This window comes from Aestuariivirga sp., from assembly GCF_965227715.1.
GTDB lineage: Bacteria > Pseudomonadota > Alphaproteobacteria > Rhizobiales > Aestuariivirgaceae > Aestuariivirga.
Genome location: NZ_OZ245771.1, coordinates 2926156 through 2942500 on the forward strand (window position 1 = coordinate 2926156; position 16345 = coordinate 2942500).

At 63.1% G+C, this 16345-nt stretch carries 13 protein-coding genes (1 of these 13 cut by a window edge); 1 reads left to right on the plus strand and 12 read right to left on the minus strand.

Annotation, left to right across the window (positions count from 1 at the left end; all coding sequences use genetic code 11):
• Positions 1 to 121 precede the first annotated feature (121 nt).
• The 10 genes from odhB to pabB all read right to left on the minus strand — a co-directional run bounded on the left by odhB (position 122) and on the right by pabB (position 12205).
• A complete protein-coding gene (odhB, locus tag ACO06F_RS13935) occupies positions 122 to 1342 on the minus strand; it encodes a 2-oxoglutarate dehydrogenase complex dihydrolipoyllysine-residue succinyltransferase (protein WP_421693355.1) in 1221 nt (406 codons plus the stop codon).
• A 12-nt stretch (positions 1343 to 1354) separates the two neighbouring features.
• A complete protein-coding gene (locus ACO06F_RS13940) occupies positions 1355 to 4306 on the minus strand; it encodes a 2-oxoglutarate dehydrogenase E1 component (RefSeq protein WP_421693356.1) in 2952 nt (983 codons plus the stop codon).
• A gap of 74 nt (positions 4307 to 4380) precedes the next feature.
• Complete coding sequence (sucD, locus tag ACO06F_RS13945; RefSeq protein ID WP_421693357.1) at positions 4381 to 5256, minus strand: succinate--CoA ligase subunit alpha; 876 nt, start codon at positions 5254 to 5256, stop codon at positions 4381 to 4383.
• Positions 5256 to 6425 carry an ADP-forming succinate--CoA ligase subunit beta gene (sucC, locus tag ACO06F_RS13950; protein ID WP_421693358.1) on the minus strand — a complete coding sequence of 390 codons (1170 nt, stop codon included), beginning with the start codon at positions 6423 to 6425 and terminating at the stop codon, positions 5256 to 5258. Before sucC ends, sucD begins: the two co-directional genes overlap by 1 nt.
• 18 nt (positions 6426 to 6443) lie before the next feature.
• Positions 6444 to 7406, minus strand: a complete 963-nt coding sequence (gene mdh / locus ACO06F_RS13955) for a malate dehydrogenase (RefSeq protein ID WP_421693359.1) — start codon at positions 7404 to 7406, stop codon at positions 6444 to 6446.
• A 132-nt stretch (positions 7407 to 7538) separates the two neighbouring features.
• On the minus strand, positions 7539 to 8633 hold the full coding sequence (gene zapE, locus ACO06F_RS13960) for a cell division protein ZapE (RefSeq protein ID WP_421693360.1): 1095 nt from the start codon (positions 8631 to 8633) through the stop codon (positions 7539 to 7541).
• 129 nt (positions 8634 to 8762) lie between these two features.
• On the minus strand, positions 8763 to 9413 hold the full coding sequence (gene fsa, locus ACO06F_RS13965) for a fructose-6-phosphate aldolase (protein ID WP_421693361.1): 651 nt from the start codon (positions 9411 to 9413) through the stop codon (positions 8763 to 8765).
• 28 nt (positions 9414 to 9441) lie between these two features.
• A complete protein-coding gene (locus ACO06F_RS13970; protein WP_421693362.1) occupies positions 9442 to 10308 on the minus strand; it encodes an aminotransferase class IV in 867 nt (288 codons plus the stop codon).
• On the minus strand, positions 10305 to 10868 hold the full coding sequence (locus ACO06F_RS13975) for an anthranilate synthase component II (protein ID WP_421693363.1): 564 nt from the start codon (positions 10866 to 10868) through the stop codon (positions 10305 to 10307). The genes ACO06F_RS13970 and ACO06F_RS13975 overlap by 4 nt, the downstream gene beginning before the upstream one ends.
• On the minus strand, positions 10865 to 12205 hold the full coding sequence (gene pabB, locus ACO06F_RS13980; RefSeq protein ID WP_421693364.1) for an aminodeoxychorismate synthase component I: 1341 nt from the start codon (positions 12203 to 12205) through the stop codon (positions 10865 to 10867). Before pabB ends, ACO06F_RS13975 begins: the two co-directional genes overlap by 4 nt.
• Positions 12206 to 12259: 54 nt before the next feature.
• Between pabB and ACO06F_RS13985 the strand changes: the two genes are divergently transcribed.
• Positions 12260 to 14428 carry a primosomal protein N' gene (locus ACO06F_RS13985; RefSeq protein ID WP_421693365.1) on the plus strand — a complete coding sequence of 723 codons (2169 nt, stop codon included), beginning with the start codon at positions 12260 to 12262 and terminating at the stop codon, positions 14426 to 14428.
• A gap of 168 nt (positions 14429 to 14596) precedes the next feature.
• Here ACO06F_RS13985 and ACO06F_RS13990 read toward each other — a convergent pair whose 3' ends face one another.
• Both ACO06F_RS13990 and ACO06F_RS13995 read right to left on the minus strand, forming a co-directional pair.
• Positions 14597 to 15520, minus strand: a complete 924-nt coding sequence (locus tag ACO06F_RS13990) for an aldose epimerase family protein (protein ID WP_421693366.1) — start codon at positions 15518 to 15520, stop codon at positions 14597 to 14599.
• A gap of 76 nt (positions 15521 to 15596) precedes the next feature.
• Positions 15597 to 16345, minus strand: the 3' end of a protein-coding gene (locus ACO06F_RS13995; RefSeq protein WP_421693367.1) for an IlvD/Edd family dehydratase. Its footprint extends 1063 nt past the window's final position; only the last 749 of its 1812 coding nucleotides appear in the window; its start codon lies beyond the right edge, outside the window; it ends in the stop codon at positions 15597 to 15599.

A 16345-nucleotide genomic window follows, 5' to 3' on the forward strand; every position in this document is an offset into this window, starting at 1 on the left:
ATGTGTGCGTCCCGTTCCTCTTGTCCGTCACCCCAGCGCAGGCTGGGGTCCCGCTTTCGTTCCCCGTGGCTGCCGTCCAAAGCGGGATGCCAACCTTCGCTGGCATGACGGCAAGACGGGATCACAAATCCAAAATCGTCCGCTGCGGATCTTCGAGGTTTTCCTTTACCCGCACCAGGAAGGTGACGGCTTCCTTGCCGTCGACGATGCGGTGGTCATAGGAGAGGGCCAGATACATCATCGGGCGGATCGCCACCTGGCCATTCACCGCGACCGGGCGCTCCTGGATTTTGTGCATGCCGAGGATGCCGGATTGGGGAGCGTTCAGGATCGGCGTGGACATCAGCGAGCCATAGACGCCGCCGTTGGAGATGGTGAAGGTGCCGCCCTGCATGTCCGCAATCTGCAGCTGGCCGTCACGCGCGCGCTTGCCATAGTCCGAGATGGTCTTCTCGATGCCGGCGAAGGACAGCATGTCCGCGTCGCGCAGCACCGGAACGACGAGGCCCTTCTCGGTGCCGACGGCCACGCCGATATTGTAGAAATTCTTGTAGACGATGTCGTCGCCATCGATCTCCGCATTGACGGCGGGAATTTCCTTCAGGGCCTGGATGCAGGCTTTGACGAAGAAGCTCATGAAGCCCAGCTTCACGCCGTGCTTCTTCTCGAACAGTTCCTTATATTGATTGCGCAGTGCCATGGTGGCCGTCATGTCCACCTCGTTGAAGGTGGTCAGCATGGCGGCGGTGTTCTGCGCGTCCTTCAGGCGCCGCGCGATGGTGAGGCGCAGGCGGGACATTTTCACGCGCTCCTCCCGGGCCGCATCAGACGGTGCTGACGGCGCGCGGGCGGCGGGGGCGGGTGCAGATGGAATGACCAGCGGCTTGGCCTCCGCTGCGGGCTTTTCCAGATGCGCGATCACGTCGCCCTTGGTGAGACGGCCGTCCTTGCCGGTGCCGGCAACGGATGAGGTGTCGACCTTGTTTTCTTCCACCATCTTGCGGACGGCGGGGGAGAGCGGCTGTTCGGCGGGCTTTGCTGCGGGGGGTGCGGCTTCGGCCTTCTTCGGGGCTTCGGCTGCCTTGGCGGGTGCTGTGCCTGCCGCACCTTCCTCGATCAGGCCGAGGAGTGCACCCACATTCACCGTGGTGCCGGATGCCGCATCGATCGATGACAGCTTGCCAGATGCAGGTGCCGGGACTTCAACCGTCACCTTGTCCGTTTCGAGTTCAACCAGCGGCTCATCGGCCTTCACCGCGTCTCCTGCCTGCTTGAACCATTTCGCAATCGTCGCCTCGGTGACGGATTCGCCCAGAGCCGGAACGCGGATTTCCTTTGCCATTTTTCTTTTCCTTCAAGCCTTGCTGTCGCCGAGGGCTTCCTCGAGGAATGTCTTCAGTTCCTTGAGATGCCTGCTCATCAAGCCGGTTGCGGTGGATGCTGAGGCCGCACGGCCCACGTAACGCGGGCGCGTGTTCTTCGCGCCGATGAATTCGAGCACACGCTCGATGTTGGGCTGCACGAAGCTCCAGGCGCCCATGTTGTAAGGCTCTTCCTGGCACCAGATGAATTCGGCACCCTTGAAGCGCGAGAGAATGTTGATCAACGCCTTGTGCGGCCAGGGATAGAGCTGCTCGACGCGGAGCAGATACACATCATTGATGCCGCGCTTTTCGCGCTCCTCGTAGAGATCGTAATAGACCTTGCCGGTGCAGAGGATGACACGGCGGATCTTTTCATCCGGCTGAAGCTTCAGAAGCTCGGTGGGGCTCATCTCCGCATCGTCCCACAACAGGCGGTGGAAGGTGGTGCCTTCATCCATCAACGCCAGGGGCGATGTCGCCCGCTTGTGCCGGAGCAGTGACTTGGGCGTCATGATGATCAGGGGCTTGCGGATGTCCCGCTTCAGCTGCCGCCTCAGGATGTGGAAGTAGTTGGCCGGCGTGGTGCAGTTCGCGACCTGCATGTTGTCTTCCGCGCACATCTGCAGATAGCGCTCGAGCCGGGCGGAGGAATGTTCAGGGCCCTGGCCTTCATAGCCGTGGGGCAGCAGGCAGACGAGGCCCGACATGCGCAGCCATTTGCGCTCGCCAGAGGAGATGAACTGGTCGAACACCACTTGCGCGCCATTGGCAAAGTCACCGAACTGGGCTTCCCAGATGGTGAGCGCATTGGGCTCTGCCAGCGAGTAGCCATATTCGAAGCCGAGCACGGCCTCTTCCGAGAGCATGGAATTGATGGCGTCAATCTTGACCTGCTGGTCCTTCACCAGATGGTTCAGCGGCGTGTAGCGCTTCTCCGTATCCTGATCGACCAGCACGGCGTGACGCTGCGAGAAGGTGCCGCGCTGCACGTCCTGGCCGGAAAGGCGGACAGGGAAACCATCGAGCAGCAGCGTGCCGAAGGCCAGCTGTTCCGCCATGGCCCAGTCGAGGCCCTGGCCGTCCTCGATCATCTTGCGGCGCGCATCGAGCACGCGCTGCATGGTGCGGTGGACCTTGAAGGTCTTGGGGATCCTGGTGAGCTTGAGGCCCATTTCCTTGAGCTTGGCCATGGGAACGCCGGTGTCTCCCTTGCGGGGCTCCTCATGATCCTTGGCGGCCTTGAGGCCGGCCCAGCGGCCATCCAGCCAATCGGCCTTGTTGGCGCGATAGTTTTCAGCCGAGGAGAAGTGATCGTCCAGCGTCTTGCGATAGGCGGCCTTCATGCCGTCGAACTCGGCCTCGCTGATGACACCTTCCTGGATGAGGCGCTTGCCATAGAGCGTCACCACGGTGGGCTGGCTGGCAATGCGCTTGTACATCAGGGGCTGGGTGAAGGCCGGCTCATCCGTTTCATTGTGGCCGAAACGGCGGTAGCAGAACATGTCGATGACGAAGGGCTTCTTGAACTTCTGCCGGAACTCGATCGCGATCTTTGCGGCATAGACGACGGATTCGGGATCATCGCCATTGCAGTGGAAGATCGGCGCCTCGATCATCTTGGCGACGTCTGACGGGTAGGGTGACGAGCGTGACCAGAGCGGGCTCGTGGTGAAGCCGATCTGGTTGTTGACGATGAAATGGATGGAGCCGCCGGAGCGGTGGCCGCGCAGGCCGGAGAGTCCGAAGCATTCCGCCACCACGCCCTGGCCTGCGAAGGCCGCATCACCATGGATCAGCAGCGGCAGCACCGAGGTGCGCTCCTTGTCATGGCGCTGGTCCTGCTTGGCGCGGGCCTTGCCCAGTACCACGGGATCGACGATTTCGAGGTGCGACGGGTTGGCGGTGAGCGAGAGATGCACCGTGTTGCCGTCAAAGGCCCGGTCGGATGACGAGCCCAGGTGATACTTGACGTCGCCCGAGCCTTCAACTTCATCAGGGGTCGAAGAGCCGCCCTTGAATTCGTGGAAGATGGCCGAGAAGGGCTTCGACATCACGTTCGACAGCACGTTGAGGCGGCCGCGATGGGCCATGCCGAACACGATTTCCTTGAGGCCCAGCTGGCCGCCGCGCTTGATGATCTGCTCAAGCGCCGGGATCATCGATTCACCGCCATCGAGGCCGAAGCGCTTGGTGCCGGTGTATTTGACGTTCAGGAATTGCTCGAAGCCTTCGCCCTCGATCAGCTTGTTGAGGATCGCCTTCTTGCCTTCCGGCGTGAAGCTGATCGACTTATGCGCACCTTCGATGCGCTCCTGAATCCAGGCCTTCTGCTCCGGATCCGAGATATGCATGAACTCGACGCCCAGCGTGCCGCAATAGGTGCGCTTCAGGATGTCGACGATCTGGCGGACGGTGGCGTGTTCGAGGCCCAGCACCTTGTCCAGGAAGATGGGGCGGTCCATGTCCGCTTCGGTGAAGCCATAGGTGGCGGGATCAAGCTCCGGGTGGCTTTCGGGCTCCTTCAGGCGGAGGGGGTCGAGATCGGCCGCCAGATGGCCGCGCATGCGGTAGGCGCGGATCATCATCAGCGCACGGACGGAATCGAGTGTGGCCTTGCGCACGTCATCGGCCGAGAGACCCGTGGGCTTGGCCTCCGCGGCTGCGCCCTTGGCGGGCTTGGGCGAAGGGGCTGCCGGCCAGTTGCCATCCAGCGCGGAAACGAGATCGCCTGATTCCGCCAGCGGCCAGTCCTTCCGCTCCCAGGAGGGGCCCGTCACTTGGGGCCTGCTGTCTTCGAGGCCGGCAAAGAATTGCCGCCAGTGAACGTCCACGGCGGCAGGGTTTTCGAGATATTTGGCGTAGAGCTGCTCGATATATTGGGCGTTGCCGCCATAGAGGAAGGAGGTTTGCTCGAAGGCGGTGGTGAGATCGGTCTTGTTCATCCCATTTTCCTCTTGTGGCGGCACCCCCCGTGGCGGGCACGGGGAGAACTTAATCGTTGAAAGCTGACGCTTTCTTAGCCCTTCAGCTTCTTCACCAATGTCTTGCCAAGCAAAGCGGGCGAATCCGCGACGGCGATGCCGGCCCGCTTCATGGCGTCGATCTTCGATTCGGCGCCGCCTTTGCCGCCGGAAATAATGGCGCCGGCATGGCCCATGCGACGGCCGGGAGGGGCGGTGCGGCCGGCGATGAAGCCCGCCATAGGCTTCTTGCGCTTCGACTTGGCGATGAAATCGGCTGCATCTTCCTCGGCTGAGCCGCCGATTTCGCCGATCATGATGATCGATTCCGTGGCATCATCGGCCAGGAACATCTCGAGCATATCGATGAATTCGGTGCCCTTGACGGGGTCGCCGCCAATGCCGACGGCGGTGGTCTGGCCTAAGCCTTCCTGGGTGGTCTGGAACACGGCTTCATATGTAAGCGTGCCGGAGCGCGAAACAATGCCAACCGAGCCTTTGCGGAAAATGTTGCCGGGCATGATGCCGATCTTGCACTCATTGGGGGTGAGCACGCCGGGGCAATTGGGCCCGATGAGGCGCGATTTGGAGCCGGAGAGGGCACGCTTGACCTTCACCATATCCATCACCGGAATGCCCTCGGTGATGCAGACGATCAACGGAATTTCAGCGTCGATCGCCTCGAGGATTGCATCAGCCGCGAAGGGTGGGGGAACATAGATGACGGAGGCATCAGCCCCCGTGGCCTGCTTTGCGTCCCACACGGTGTCGAACACCGGAACGCCCACATGGGTGGTGCCGCCCTTGCCGGGTGTGACGCCGCCCACCATCTTCGTGCCATAGGCAATCGCCTGCTCGGTGTGGAAGGTGCCGTTGTTGCCGGTGATGCCCTGGCAGATGACCTTGGTCTGCGTGTTGACGAGAATGGACATCAGGCCGCTTCCTTCACTGCTTTGACGATCTTCGATGCTGCATCGTCCAGGTCGTCGGCGGGGATGACGTTGAGGCCGGACTCGGCGATGATCTTCTTGCCGAGTTCGACATTGGTGCCTTCAAGCCTGACGACGAGGGGGACCTGCAGGCCCACCTCCTTCACCGCGGCAATCACACCTTCGGCGATCACGTCACACTTCATGATGCCGCCGAAGATGTTGACCAGAATGCCTTTGACGCGCGGGTCCGCGGTGATGATCTTGAAGGCCGCCGCCACCTTCTCCTTCGAAGCACCGCCGCCCACGTCCAGGAAGTTGGCGGGCTCGGCGCCATAGAGCTTGATGATGTCCATTGTCGCCATGGCCAGGCCTGCGCCATTCACCATGCAGCCGATCGAGCCATCAAGGGCCACATAGGAGAGATCGTATTTCGAAGCCTCGATCTCCTTCGGGTCTTCTTCCGAAAGATCGCGCAGTTCCTTGATCTCCGGGTGGCGGTCGAGCGCATTTGAATCAAAGTTGATCTTGGCGTCGAGGCAGATGAGATGGCCATTCTTGGTGACGACCAGCGGGTTGATCTCGAGGAGGCTCATGTCCTTCTCGGTGAAGGCCTTGTAGAGCTGGCCGATCATCTTGACGCATTGCTTGACGAGGTCGCCCTCGAGCTTCAAGGCCGCGGCGATGCGGCGGCCCACATAGGGCGCGTAACCGGCGGCAGGATCGACCTGCACCGTGATGATCTTTTCGGGCGTATCATGCGCCACTTCCTCGATGTTCATGCCGCCTTCGGTGGAGGCGATGAAGGCCACGCGCGAGGTTTCACGGTCAACCAGGATCGAGAGGTAAAGCTCGCGCGCAATGGCCGTGCCTTCCTCGACATAGAGGCGCTGCACGAGTTTTCCTTCAGGGCCGGTCTGATGGGTGACGAGCGTCATCCCCAGCATGCGCGTGGCTTCGGCTTTAACATCCGCCACGGACTTCACGACCTTGACGCCGCCGCCCTTGCCGCGCCCGCCGGCGTGGATCTGTGCTTTCACCACCCAGACGGGGCCGCCCAGGGTTTCCGCGGCCTTGACCGCTTCATCGACGGTGAAGGCCGGAAGGCCCTTGCCGGTCGAGATGCCGAAGGCCTTGAGGACGTCCTTGGCCTGATATTCATGAATGTTCATGGCGTTTAACCTTGGCTATCAGGCGAGATCGGGGGCGATGGTCTTGGCCGCGGCCATGAGGCCGTGGACGGCATCGACTGATTTCTTGAAGCCCGCCTTGTCTTCTTCATTGAGCGCGATCTCGGCAATGCGCTCAACGCCATTCTCGCCGATCACCACCGGCACGCCGACGTAAGTGTTGCTCACGCCGTATTGACCGGTGAGGTGGGCGGCACAGGGCAGAAGCCGCTTCTTGTCCTTGAGGTAGCTTTCCGCCATGGCAATGGCCGAGGAGGCCGGGGCATAATAGGCGGAGCCCGTCTTGAGGAGACCCACGATCTCAGCGCCGCCATCACGCGTGCGCTGCACGATCTTGTCGATCCTTTCCTGGGTGGACCAGCCCATCTTGATCAGATCCGGCACGGGAATGCCGGAGACCGCTGAGTAGCGGATGAGCGGCACCATGGTGTCGCCATGGCCGCCCAGCACGAAGGCCGTCACGTCCTCGACCGAGACATTGAATTCTTCCGCAAGGAAATGGCGGAAGCGGGCCGAGTCAAGAACGCCTGCCATGCCCACCACCTTCTCCGGCGGCAGGCCGCAATATTTCTGCAAGGCCCAGACCATCACGTCCAGCGGGTTGGTGATGCAGATGACGAAGGAATTGGGGGCGTATTGCTTGATGCCCGCGCCGACGGAGGCCATGACCTTGAGGTTGATGCCTAAGAGATCGTCCCGGCTCATGCCGGGCTTTCTCGCAACACCGGCGGTCACGATGCAGACATCGGCCCCGGCGATGGCTTCATAAGAGTTGGCGCCCGCGAGCTTGGCGTTGAAGCCCTCGACCGGGCCCGACTGCGAAATATCCAGAGCCTTGCCTTGGGGCAGGCCTTCGGCAATGTCGAAAATGACGATGTCGCCCAGTTCCTTGAGGGCAGCCAGATGCGCCAGCGTGCCACCGATCATGCCGCCGCCGATCAGAGCAATTTTCTTCCGAGCCATGTGTGAATTCCTTAACTTGAGGCGAACCGTCAGGTCGTTTTGCAGTGCAAAAGTGACGTTTGTGTAGACCCCTTCTGTACCACCTTCAAGACGGCGGCGTAGTCCTTTCGGACGAGAAACTTGACCAAAACGTCAAGTTTCGGCGATTTTTTTACCCCACCAGGAAGCTGACTGCATCTCCTTGAGGCGCGAGACGGTTCTGCCGAATTCGAAGGCATGATCACCCTCAGGATAGATGCCTTCCGGGGCTTGCGCGGAGGTGGCCACGAGCTTGACCTTCCCGTCATAGAGCGTGTCGATCAGGAGCACGAAACGCCGGGCTTCGTTCCGGCGGTCCGGGTTCAGGGCCGGGATGTGCTCGAGAAACAGGATCTGGAACGCCTCCGCCAGGGCCAGATAGTCCGGGGGGCCCAGCGGTTGCTCGCACAGCTCCCCGAAGGTGAAGCGGGCACAGCCGGCTGCTGCCTGGGGAACATGGAGCTTGCGGCCGAGCACTTCCAGATCTCGCGGCAGGCCCTGTTCGGTGTCGGTGAGGCGCTGCCAGAGGTTCTGCAGCCGGGCATCGTTCTCGGGCGAAAGGGGGGTCAGGAAGGTCTCATGCGCCTTCACCCGGCCCAGCCGGAAATCCGTGGGGCTCTGCAGAGAGACGGCATCAAGCGTACGCCCGATCAGCTTGATGAAGGGCTCGAAGAGCTTGCGGTTGAGGCCGTTCCGATAGAGATCATCCGGTTTCAGGTTCGATGTCGTGACAATCACCGTGCCCGCGGCGATCAGGCCGTCGAAGAGGCGGCCCACGATCATCGCATCGGCAATGTCGGTGATCTGCATTTCATCGAGGCAGAGGAGGCGGGCTTCGGAGGCGAGCGCCTTGGCCACAGGGGCAATCGCGTCCTGGGCGTGGGACTGGCGCGCCGCAAACAGGCGCTTGTGCACATCCTGCATGAAGGCGTGAAAGTGAACACGGCGCTTCGGGCTCACATCCGCTGCGGCATAGAAGAGGTCCATCAGCATGGTCTTGCCGCGGCCCACGTCGCCATAGATGTAGAGGCCCCTGGGCGGGGGTGCCGGTTTCCGGAAGCGGCCGAAGAGGCCTGAGGAAGAAGCAGCCTCCTTCAGAGCATCGGCCAGCTGGTCCAGCTTCGCCGCCACGGCGCGCTGCGCAGGATCTGCTTTCAGCGCACCGGACTCGAGGCGGTGCTGGTACTCAGCGAGGACGGCGGACATCATACCCCAATACCGCCGTCATCCCGGCGAAGGCCGGGATCCAACTGCTCTTTCCGCGTATGATCATACAAAGCGGGATCCCGGCCTTCCCCGGGATGACGGCAGAAAGGGGGAATGGCAACACGCCTCGTCCTAGATCGTCTGCCCGGTCTTCTTCCAGTCCGCCATGAACTGCTCGATGCCCTTGTCGGTCAGCGGGTGCTTGACCAGGGACTTGATGACGGCGGGCGGGCAGGTGGCGACGTCGGCGCCGATCAGGGCCACCTGCTTCACATGCAGCGGCGTGCGGATGGAGGCGGCGAGGATTTCCGTGTCGAAGGCATAGTTGTCATAGATCTGGCGGATCTCGGCGATCAGATCCGTGCCATCGAGGTGAATGTCGTCAAGCCTGCCCACGAAGGGTGAGATGAAGGTGGCGCCCGCCTTGGCGGCCAGCAGCGCCTGGTTGGCGGAGAAGCAAAGCGTGACGTTGACCATGCAGCCATCAGAGGTGAGTGCCTTGCAGGCCTTGAGGCCATCGAGCGTCAAGGGCACCTTGATGGTCACGTTCTTGGCGATCTTCCGGAGGTCGCCCGCTTCGCGCATCATGCCGTCATAATCGAGGGACACGACCTCGGCGGAGACGGGACCATCGGTCAGACGGCAGATCTCGGCGATCACATCCTTGAACTGGCGGCCCGACTTGGCGATGAGCGAGGGGTTGGTGGTGACGCCATCGAGCAAGCCCAGATCGACGAGCTCACGGATGTCATTCACGTCGGCGGTATCGGCGAAGAATTTCATGGCAGCATTCCTTTGTGTGGCCGGAGGCTTACCGCCCGCGCTTCGCCAAATCAACCGTGCGCGGATCCTGGCCGCATTGCAACCTGGCGGTTTCGCAGAGTGCACCCATGAGTGGCGAAAGATCAGCCTGGGGCAGGGGTTGCTGGTCAAGTGCCGTGACGGGGCGGATGAAGCGCAGGCTGTTGGTGAGGAAGACGGCCTCCGCCGCTTCCAACTCCTCAAGGCTCACTGCGCGCTCTTCGACGCTGAGACCCAGATGGGCGGCGGCATGAACAAGCGCCTGGCGGGTGACGCCCGTGAGGATTCCCTGATCGCGTGCCGGCGTTATCAGTGTCCGGGCCTTCAGCAGGAAGATGTTGGCGATGGTGGAGCAGGCGACATGGCCGTCCGTATTCAGCATCAGTGCATCTTCCATGCCGTGGGTGGCGGCTTCACGGGCGGCGGCGATGTTGTCGATGTAGGAGAGCGTCTTCAGGCGGCAGGAGACTGCATGGGGGTTGCGCCTGATGGCCGTCGACGAGAGCGCCACCGGCTTGAACATGAGGCCGGGATCGAAAAGATCGAGGGTAAGGAGCAGGCTTGGCGCTTGCCCGCCGGCACCCAGCCCCCGGACGCCTGCGCCACGCATGAGGGTGACGCGGAGGATCTGATGGTCACGGGCGGCGCCGTCCAGAAGCTCCGCCAGCGCGTCATCGAGACCGTCCCGGTCAAAGCCGATGCCCAGCTCGCGTGCCGAGGATTCGAGCCGGGCCAAATGCATGTTGCCCCAGAGAGGGGTGCGGTTGAGGACGAGGATGGTTTCGAACAGGCCATCGCCCAGCAGCAGGCCACGCTCGCCGCGGTCGACCGCGAGCAGTCCGTCTACCAGCTCGCCGTTGAACCAGCTGCGGCTCACGGCACGGCTTTCAGGAAGTTCCTGAGCATGTCATAGCCCCCTTCCGTCAGAATCGATTCCGGGTGGAACTGAACGCCATAGGTTTCGTGGCTTGCGTGGCGCAGGCCCATGATCTCGCCCTCGTCGCTGCGCGCCGTCACCTGCAACGGCGTTTGCCGGCCTTCAAGTTCCACGATGAGGGAATGATAGCGCCCAGCCGAGAAGCGCTGCGGCAGGCCTTCGAAGAGGCCTTTTCCGTCATGATTGATTTCGGAGGAGTCGCCATGCATGGGCCTTCTGGCCCGCGTCACCAGCCCGCCGAAAACTTCCCCCATCACCTGATGGCCGAGGCAGATGCCGAGGATGGGGAGCTTGCCCGAGTAGTTCCGCATGATCTCCATCGACTGGCCCGCCTCGGTGGGCGTGCAGGGGCCGGGCGAGATGACAATGGCCTTTGCGGCGGCGAGCTGCGCATTGGTGACCTCGTCATTGCGGACCACGGTGGTCCCCTGGCCCAGCTCCTCGAAATAGCGGGCGACGTTGTGGACGAAGCTGTCATAATTATCGACGATCAGGATCATGGAGCGAAAGCCTCCATGAGGCGCTTGATCTTGGTGAGGCTCTCTTCATATTCCGCAGCGGGCTGTGAGCGCGCCGTGATGCCGCCGCCGCCTTGCACGCGCGCCGTTCCATTTGCGAATTGCGCGGTCCGTATTGCAATATTCAGATCCGTGCGGCCGTTGAAGCCGATATAGCCGATGCTGCCGCAATAGACGCCGCGCGGGGCCTGCTCGATCCCGGCGATGATTTCCATGGCGCGGATCTTGGGCGCGCCGGTGATGGACCCGCCGGGAAAGGCCGCGCCGATCAGATGCCCAACATCATGGCCATCCTTCAGCGCGCTGGTGATGACGGAGACGAGGTGGTGGACATTGGCATAGCTCTCGAGCCCGCAGAGCACCGGCACCTTGACCGTGCCGGGCTTCGAGACGCGCGAGAGATCGTTCCGCAGCAGGTCGACGATCATCACATTTTCCGCGCGGTCCTTGCGGCTGGCGGTGAGGTCGGCGATGAGGTTCGCGTCGCGCACCGGGTCACTGTCGCGCCGCCTGGTGCCCTTGATGGGGCGGGCTTCCACGGTTTCCCCATCATACCGCAGCAGGCGTTCGGGCGAGGAGGAGGCGATCTGGATCGCGCCATAATCCATGAAGGCCGCGAAAGTGGCTGGGTTCTTGAGCCTGAGCACGCGGTAGAAGGCGAGAGGGTCGAAGCCTTGCGGGATCACCGCTGAAAACATCTGGGTAATGTTGGCCTGGAAGATATCGCCCGCCAGGATGAACTCCACGGTGCGGGCAATTGCTTTCTCATACTCATCGCGCGTGAAGTTGGACTGCCAGCCTCCGATCGCGTGCGGGCCCAAGGCCTTGGGCCTGCCGTTCAGCTGCTCTTCCAGCTGATCCGCACTTTCGCCCGAGTCCGAGATGATCCATGCGCGTTCCTGCATGTGATCGAAGGCTGCCACGCAATTGTAATGGTGCAGCATCAGGTCCGGGCAGAGGGGCGTGAAGGCGGGAATTTTGGCATGGGGTTCAAGGCGGCGGCCATAATCATAGGCGATATAGCCTGCGAGCCCGCCCTGAAACGGCGGAAGGCCCGGAATGTGGCGCTGGCGGTTGGCAGCCAGCAGGCGGCTGATGAGGCTCAGCGCATTCTCGCTTTGGGCCACGCCATCAAGGAAGGTGCCTGTGGCGTTCACCTCGAGTGTGGATTTGGGATTGCAGGCGAGGAAGGAATAGCGGCCCAGATGTTCGGAGCGCATCACGCTTTCGAGCAAGGTGAGGTGGCGCTGGCCTTTCAGCCGCAGCGCCAGGGCAGATGGCTCGATACAGACGATCTCGCGGGTGTGGGGCTCCCTCATGGGGTCGCCATATAAGGGTGGAAGGGCGCTCCGCCCAAGTCTATTTGAGGCGGAATGACCGGCGATTCAGCCATAGCCGAGGTCCTCCTGCCCTTGGCGCTGGAGGGGCCTTACTCCTATCTCGTGCCGCCGGGCCTGGCGCTGGAGCCGGGAAGCTATGTCGTGGTGCCGCTGGGTCCGCGGCAGATGATCGGCGTCGTCTGGGCGCTGAAAGACAAGGCGGACACCGAGAAGAAGCTGCGGGCCGTCATCGGCGTCTTCGACATGGAGCCGATGCGGGAGGCGCACCGGAAATTCATCGACTGGCTGGCCGCTTACTATCTGGAACCGCTGGGCAACGTGCTGCGGCTGGTGTTGCGGGCGCCGGGCGCCTTCGAAGGCCCGCGCGAGCTGGTCGCCTACCGGGCAACCGGAACGCCTCCGAAACGGATGACGCCGCAGCGCGCCCGGGTGCTGGAGGTTGCCCGTGAGGGTTTCGCCATGCGCGCCGCCGATCTGGCCGACGCGGCAGGCGTCGGCACTTCGGTGATCAAGGCGCTGGCGGGCGATGGCGCGCTGGAAGCCGTGGCGCTTCCCGCCCTCCGACCCTTTGCCGCGCCCGATCTCAACGCCGGGGGCTTTTCACTGAGCCCGGATCAGCAGTCGGCCGCAGAGGCGCTGCGCGCCGTGGTGGCGCAGCGCCAGCACAAGGTGATGCTGCTCGATGGGGTGACGGGCTCCGGCAAGACGGAAGTCTATTTCGAGGCGATGGCCGCGGCACTGGCGGCGGGGGGCCAGGTTCTGCTGCTGCTGCCTGAGATTGCGCTGACCCAGCCCTTTCTCACCCGCGTTGAAAGCCGCTTCGGGGTTGAGCCCGCGCAATGGCACTCGGACGTGCGCCCGCGCGAGCGTGAGCGCGTGTGGCGGGGCGTTGCCGACGGCTCGGCCAGGATTGTGGTGGGCGCGCGCTCGGCCCTGTTTCTGCCGTGGAAGGGCCTCAAGCTGATCGTCGTCGATGAGGAGCATGAGAGCGCCTACAAGCAGGACGAGGGCGTTCCCTACCACGCGCGCGACATGGCGGTGCTTTATGGCGCGATCGGAAAATTCCCCGTGGTGCTGTCCTCCGCCACGCCCTCGCTCGAAACACTCGTCAATGTGGACCGCGGGCGCTACGGCGTGGTGCGGTTGAAGGACCGGCACGGGCGGCCGGAACTTCCCGAGATCGGCCTCATCGACATGAAGGCCGTGGCGCTGGAGCCCGGCACATGGATTTCGCCGCCGCTTTTCGATGAGGTGACGAAGACTCTTGCCGCCGGCGACCAGGCGCTCTTGTTCCTCAATCGCCGCGGCTATGCGCCGCTCACATTGTGCCGGGCCTGCGGGCACCGGCTGGAATGCCCCAATTGCTCCGCCTCGCTGGTTGAGCATCGCTTCCGGCGGCAGCTCATGTGCCATCATTGCGGGCATCTGGAGCCTATGCCGAAGGACTGCCCGAGCTGCCATGTGGAGGGCAAGATGGTGCCGGTGGGACCAGGCGTCGAGCGGCTCGCCGAGGAGGCAGCGCTGCGCTTTCCGGAGGCGCGGATCACCATTCTCTCCAGCGATCTCGCACGCGGCACACTTCTGAAGGACGCGATCCGCGATGTGGCGGAGGGGCATTTCAACCTCGTCATCGGCACGCAGCTGGTGGCCAAGGGGCACCACTTCCCGCATCTGACGCTGGTGGGGGTGGTGGATGCCGATCTCGCCCTTGAATCCTCGGACCCGCGCGGCGGCGAGCGCACCTGGGCGCTGATGGCGCAGGTGGCGGGCCGGTCCGGCCGCGGCGCGAAGCCCGGCCGCGCGCTGGTGCAGACCTATCTGCCCGAGCACCCGCTGATGCAGGCGCTGCGGAAGGGCGACGGCGAGGGCTATCTCGCCCAGGAAAAGAAGATCCGCGAGAATGCCGGGCTTCCACCCTATGGGCGGCTTGCCGCGCTCATCCTTTCAGGCACGGAGGCCGCGGAGGTGGAGCGCTTTGCGAAGAGCCTGGGAATGATCGCCCCGCTGGCGGAAGGCGTCACCGTTCTGGGCCCCGCGCCCGCGCCCATCGCCCTCGTCCGCGGCCGCCACCGCTGGCGCTTCCTGGTGAAGGCCACACGGGAGGCGAATGTGCAGGGTTTTCTAAGGCTGTGGCTGAAGGACGTGAAGCCCAAGGGCTCGCTGTCACTGCAGGTGGATGTGGATCCGTATAATTTCCTGTGAGGATTTTAATCCTTGACAGCGCGCGCTGGTGGCGCTATGAAGGGCTATTCTCCAGACATGGGTGTTGCGGTGGCGGCTTTATGGCTTCGGCTGAAGGCGTGGATGGGTTGCGCCAAAAAGGATACGCGGGTCAGGCCCGCGCATGACGGTTCCCCGGGGCATGATGCCCTACTGGCTGAAGCGCCACTCGATCCGCTGCCGGTAAACCTCTCCCGGCCGCAGCAGCGCGCTGGGAAAGTTGGGGTGGGTCGGGGCATCGGGGAGGTTCTGCGGCTCGATGGCGATGGCGCCATATTTGGGCAGCGGCCCCTTCTTGCCGGGGAAGATGCCGTTCCAGTGCTCGCCGGTGTACATCTGGATGCCGGCCTCGGTGGTCCAGATCTCCATGGTCCGGCCGGAAGTTCCGTCCTTCAGCGTGAGCGCGTGTTTCAGCGCACCCCGCGGGCCATCCAGCACCCAGCAATTGTCATAGACGCCGCCCACGGGGCGGAGCTCCCGGAAGTCATAGCGCGTGCCCGCCACGTCCCTGATTTCACCCGACGGGAGAAGCTCCTCGCTGAGCGGCAAATAATGACCGCCGGTAATCTGCATCAGCTGATCGAAGGCGCCGGTCTCCCCGCCCGACATGTTCCAATAGGCATGGTTGGTGAGGTTGACGACGGTGGGCTTATTCGTGCGGGCTTCGAGTTCGAGGGAGAGGGTATTGCCGTTGACGGCATAGGCGGCCGTGGCATCGAGCGCGCCGGGGTAGCCCTGGTCGCCATCCGGCGAGTGGAGGCTGAAGCGAAGCGCGTTTTCCGCGGGTTCGACGCGCCAGTGGCGGATCGAGAAATTATCCGGCCCGCCATGAAGCTGATGCGCGCCGAAGTTTTTGGCGAGCGGATATTCGACGCCGTCGATCTCGATCCGCGAATTGGTGATGCGCCCGGCAATGCGGCCGGCAATCGCACCCGTGGTCCAGTCGCCGCCAAGAATATCCGCATCCGTGCCGCCCCCCAGCACGCAGTCTGTGCCTGCAAATTCCAGCCCCACGAGGCGCGCGCCGAGGGTGGTGAAGGTGGCGCGAATGATGTCGGATTTGAGTTCCAGCATTGGCGTGCTCCTGTCTTTAATTCCTCTCCCCCACAAGGGTGGGGGAGAGGAGAGGCCTGGGGATGGGGAGAGCAGCTTAGTGATTGTCGCGCGGCAGGCCCATGGTCTTCGCCACGCGCTGGAACTTGGTGGCGCCCTTCAGCACCATGCCTTCCGCGAGCTGGCCCACTTCCTTGCGGAAGATCTCTTGCCAGGGCGTCTGGCTCGGCGGCACCTTGTAGCCTCCGGCCTTTTCGAGCGCCGCGCGGCGGGCCTCGAGTTCGGCTTCCGGCACGAGCATGTCACAGGTGCCTTTGTTGAGGTCGATCCGCACCTGGTCACCATTTTTCAGAATGGCAAGCCCGCCGCCGGCTGCGGCTTCGGGCGAGGCATTGAGGATCGACGGTGAGCCGGAGGTTCCGGACTGGCGGCCGTCACCCACGCAGGGGAGCGAGCGGATGCCCTTTTCCAGCAGATAGTTGGGGGCGCGCATGTTGACGACTTCCGCCGCACCGGGATAGCCCAGCGGGCCCACGCCGCGGATGAAGAGAATGGTATTCTCGTCCACGTTCAGCTTCGGGTCATCAATGTGGGCGTGGTAATCCTCCGGCCCGTCGAACACCACGGCCTTGGCCACGAAGGCGTTGAGGTCCTTCGGGTTCGAGAGATAGCGCTGGCGGAATTCCTCCGAAATCACGGAAGTCTTCATGATGGCGTTGTCGAAGAGATTGCCGGTCAGGCGCTTGAAGCCGGCGTGCTCCTTCATGGGGCTGGCGAATTCGCGGATCACCGAACGGTCCCAGGAGAATTTGCCCTTGCAGTTCTCGCCGATGGTCTTGCCATTGG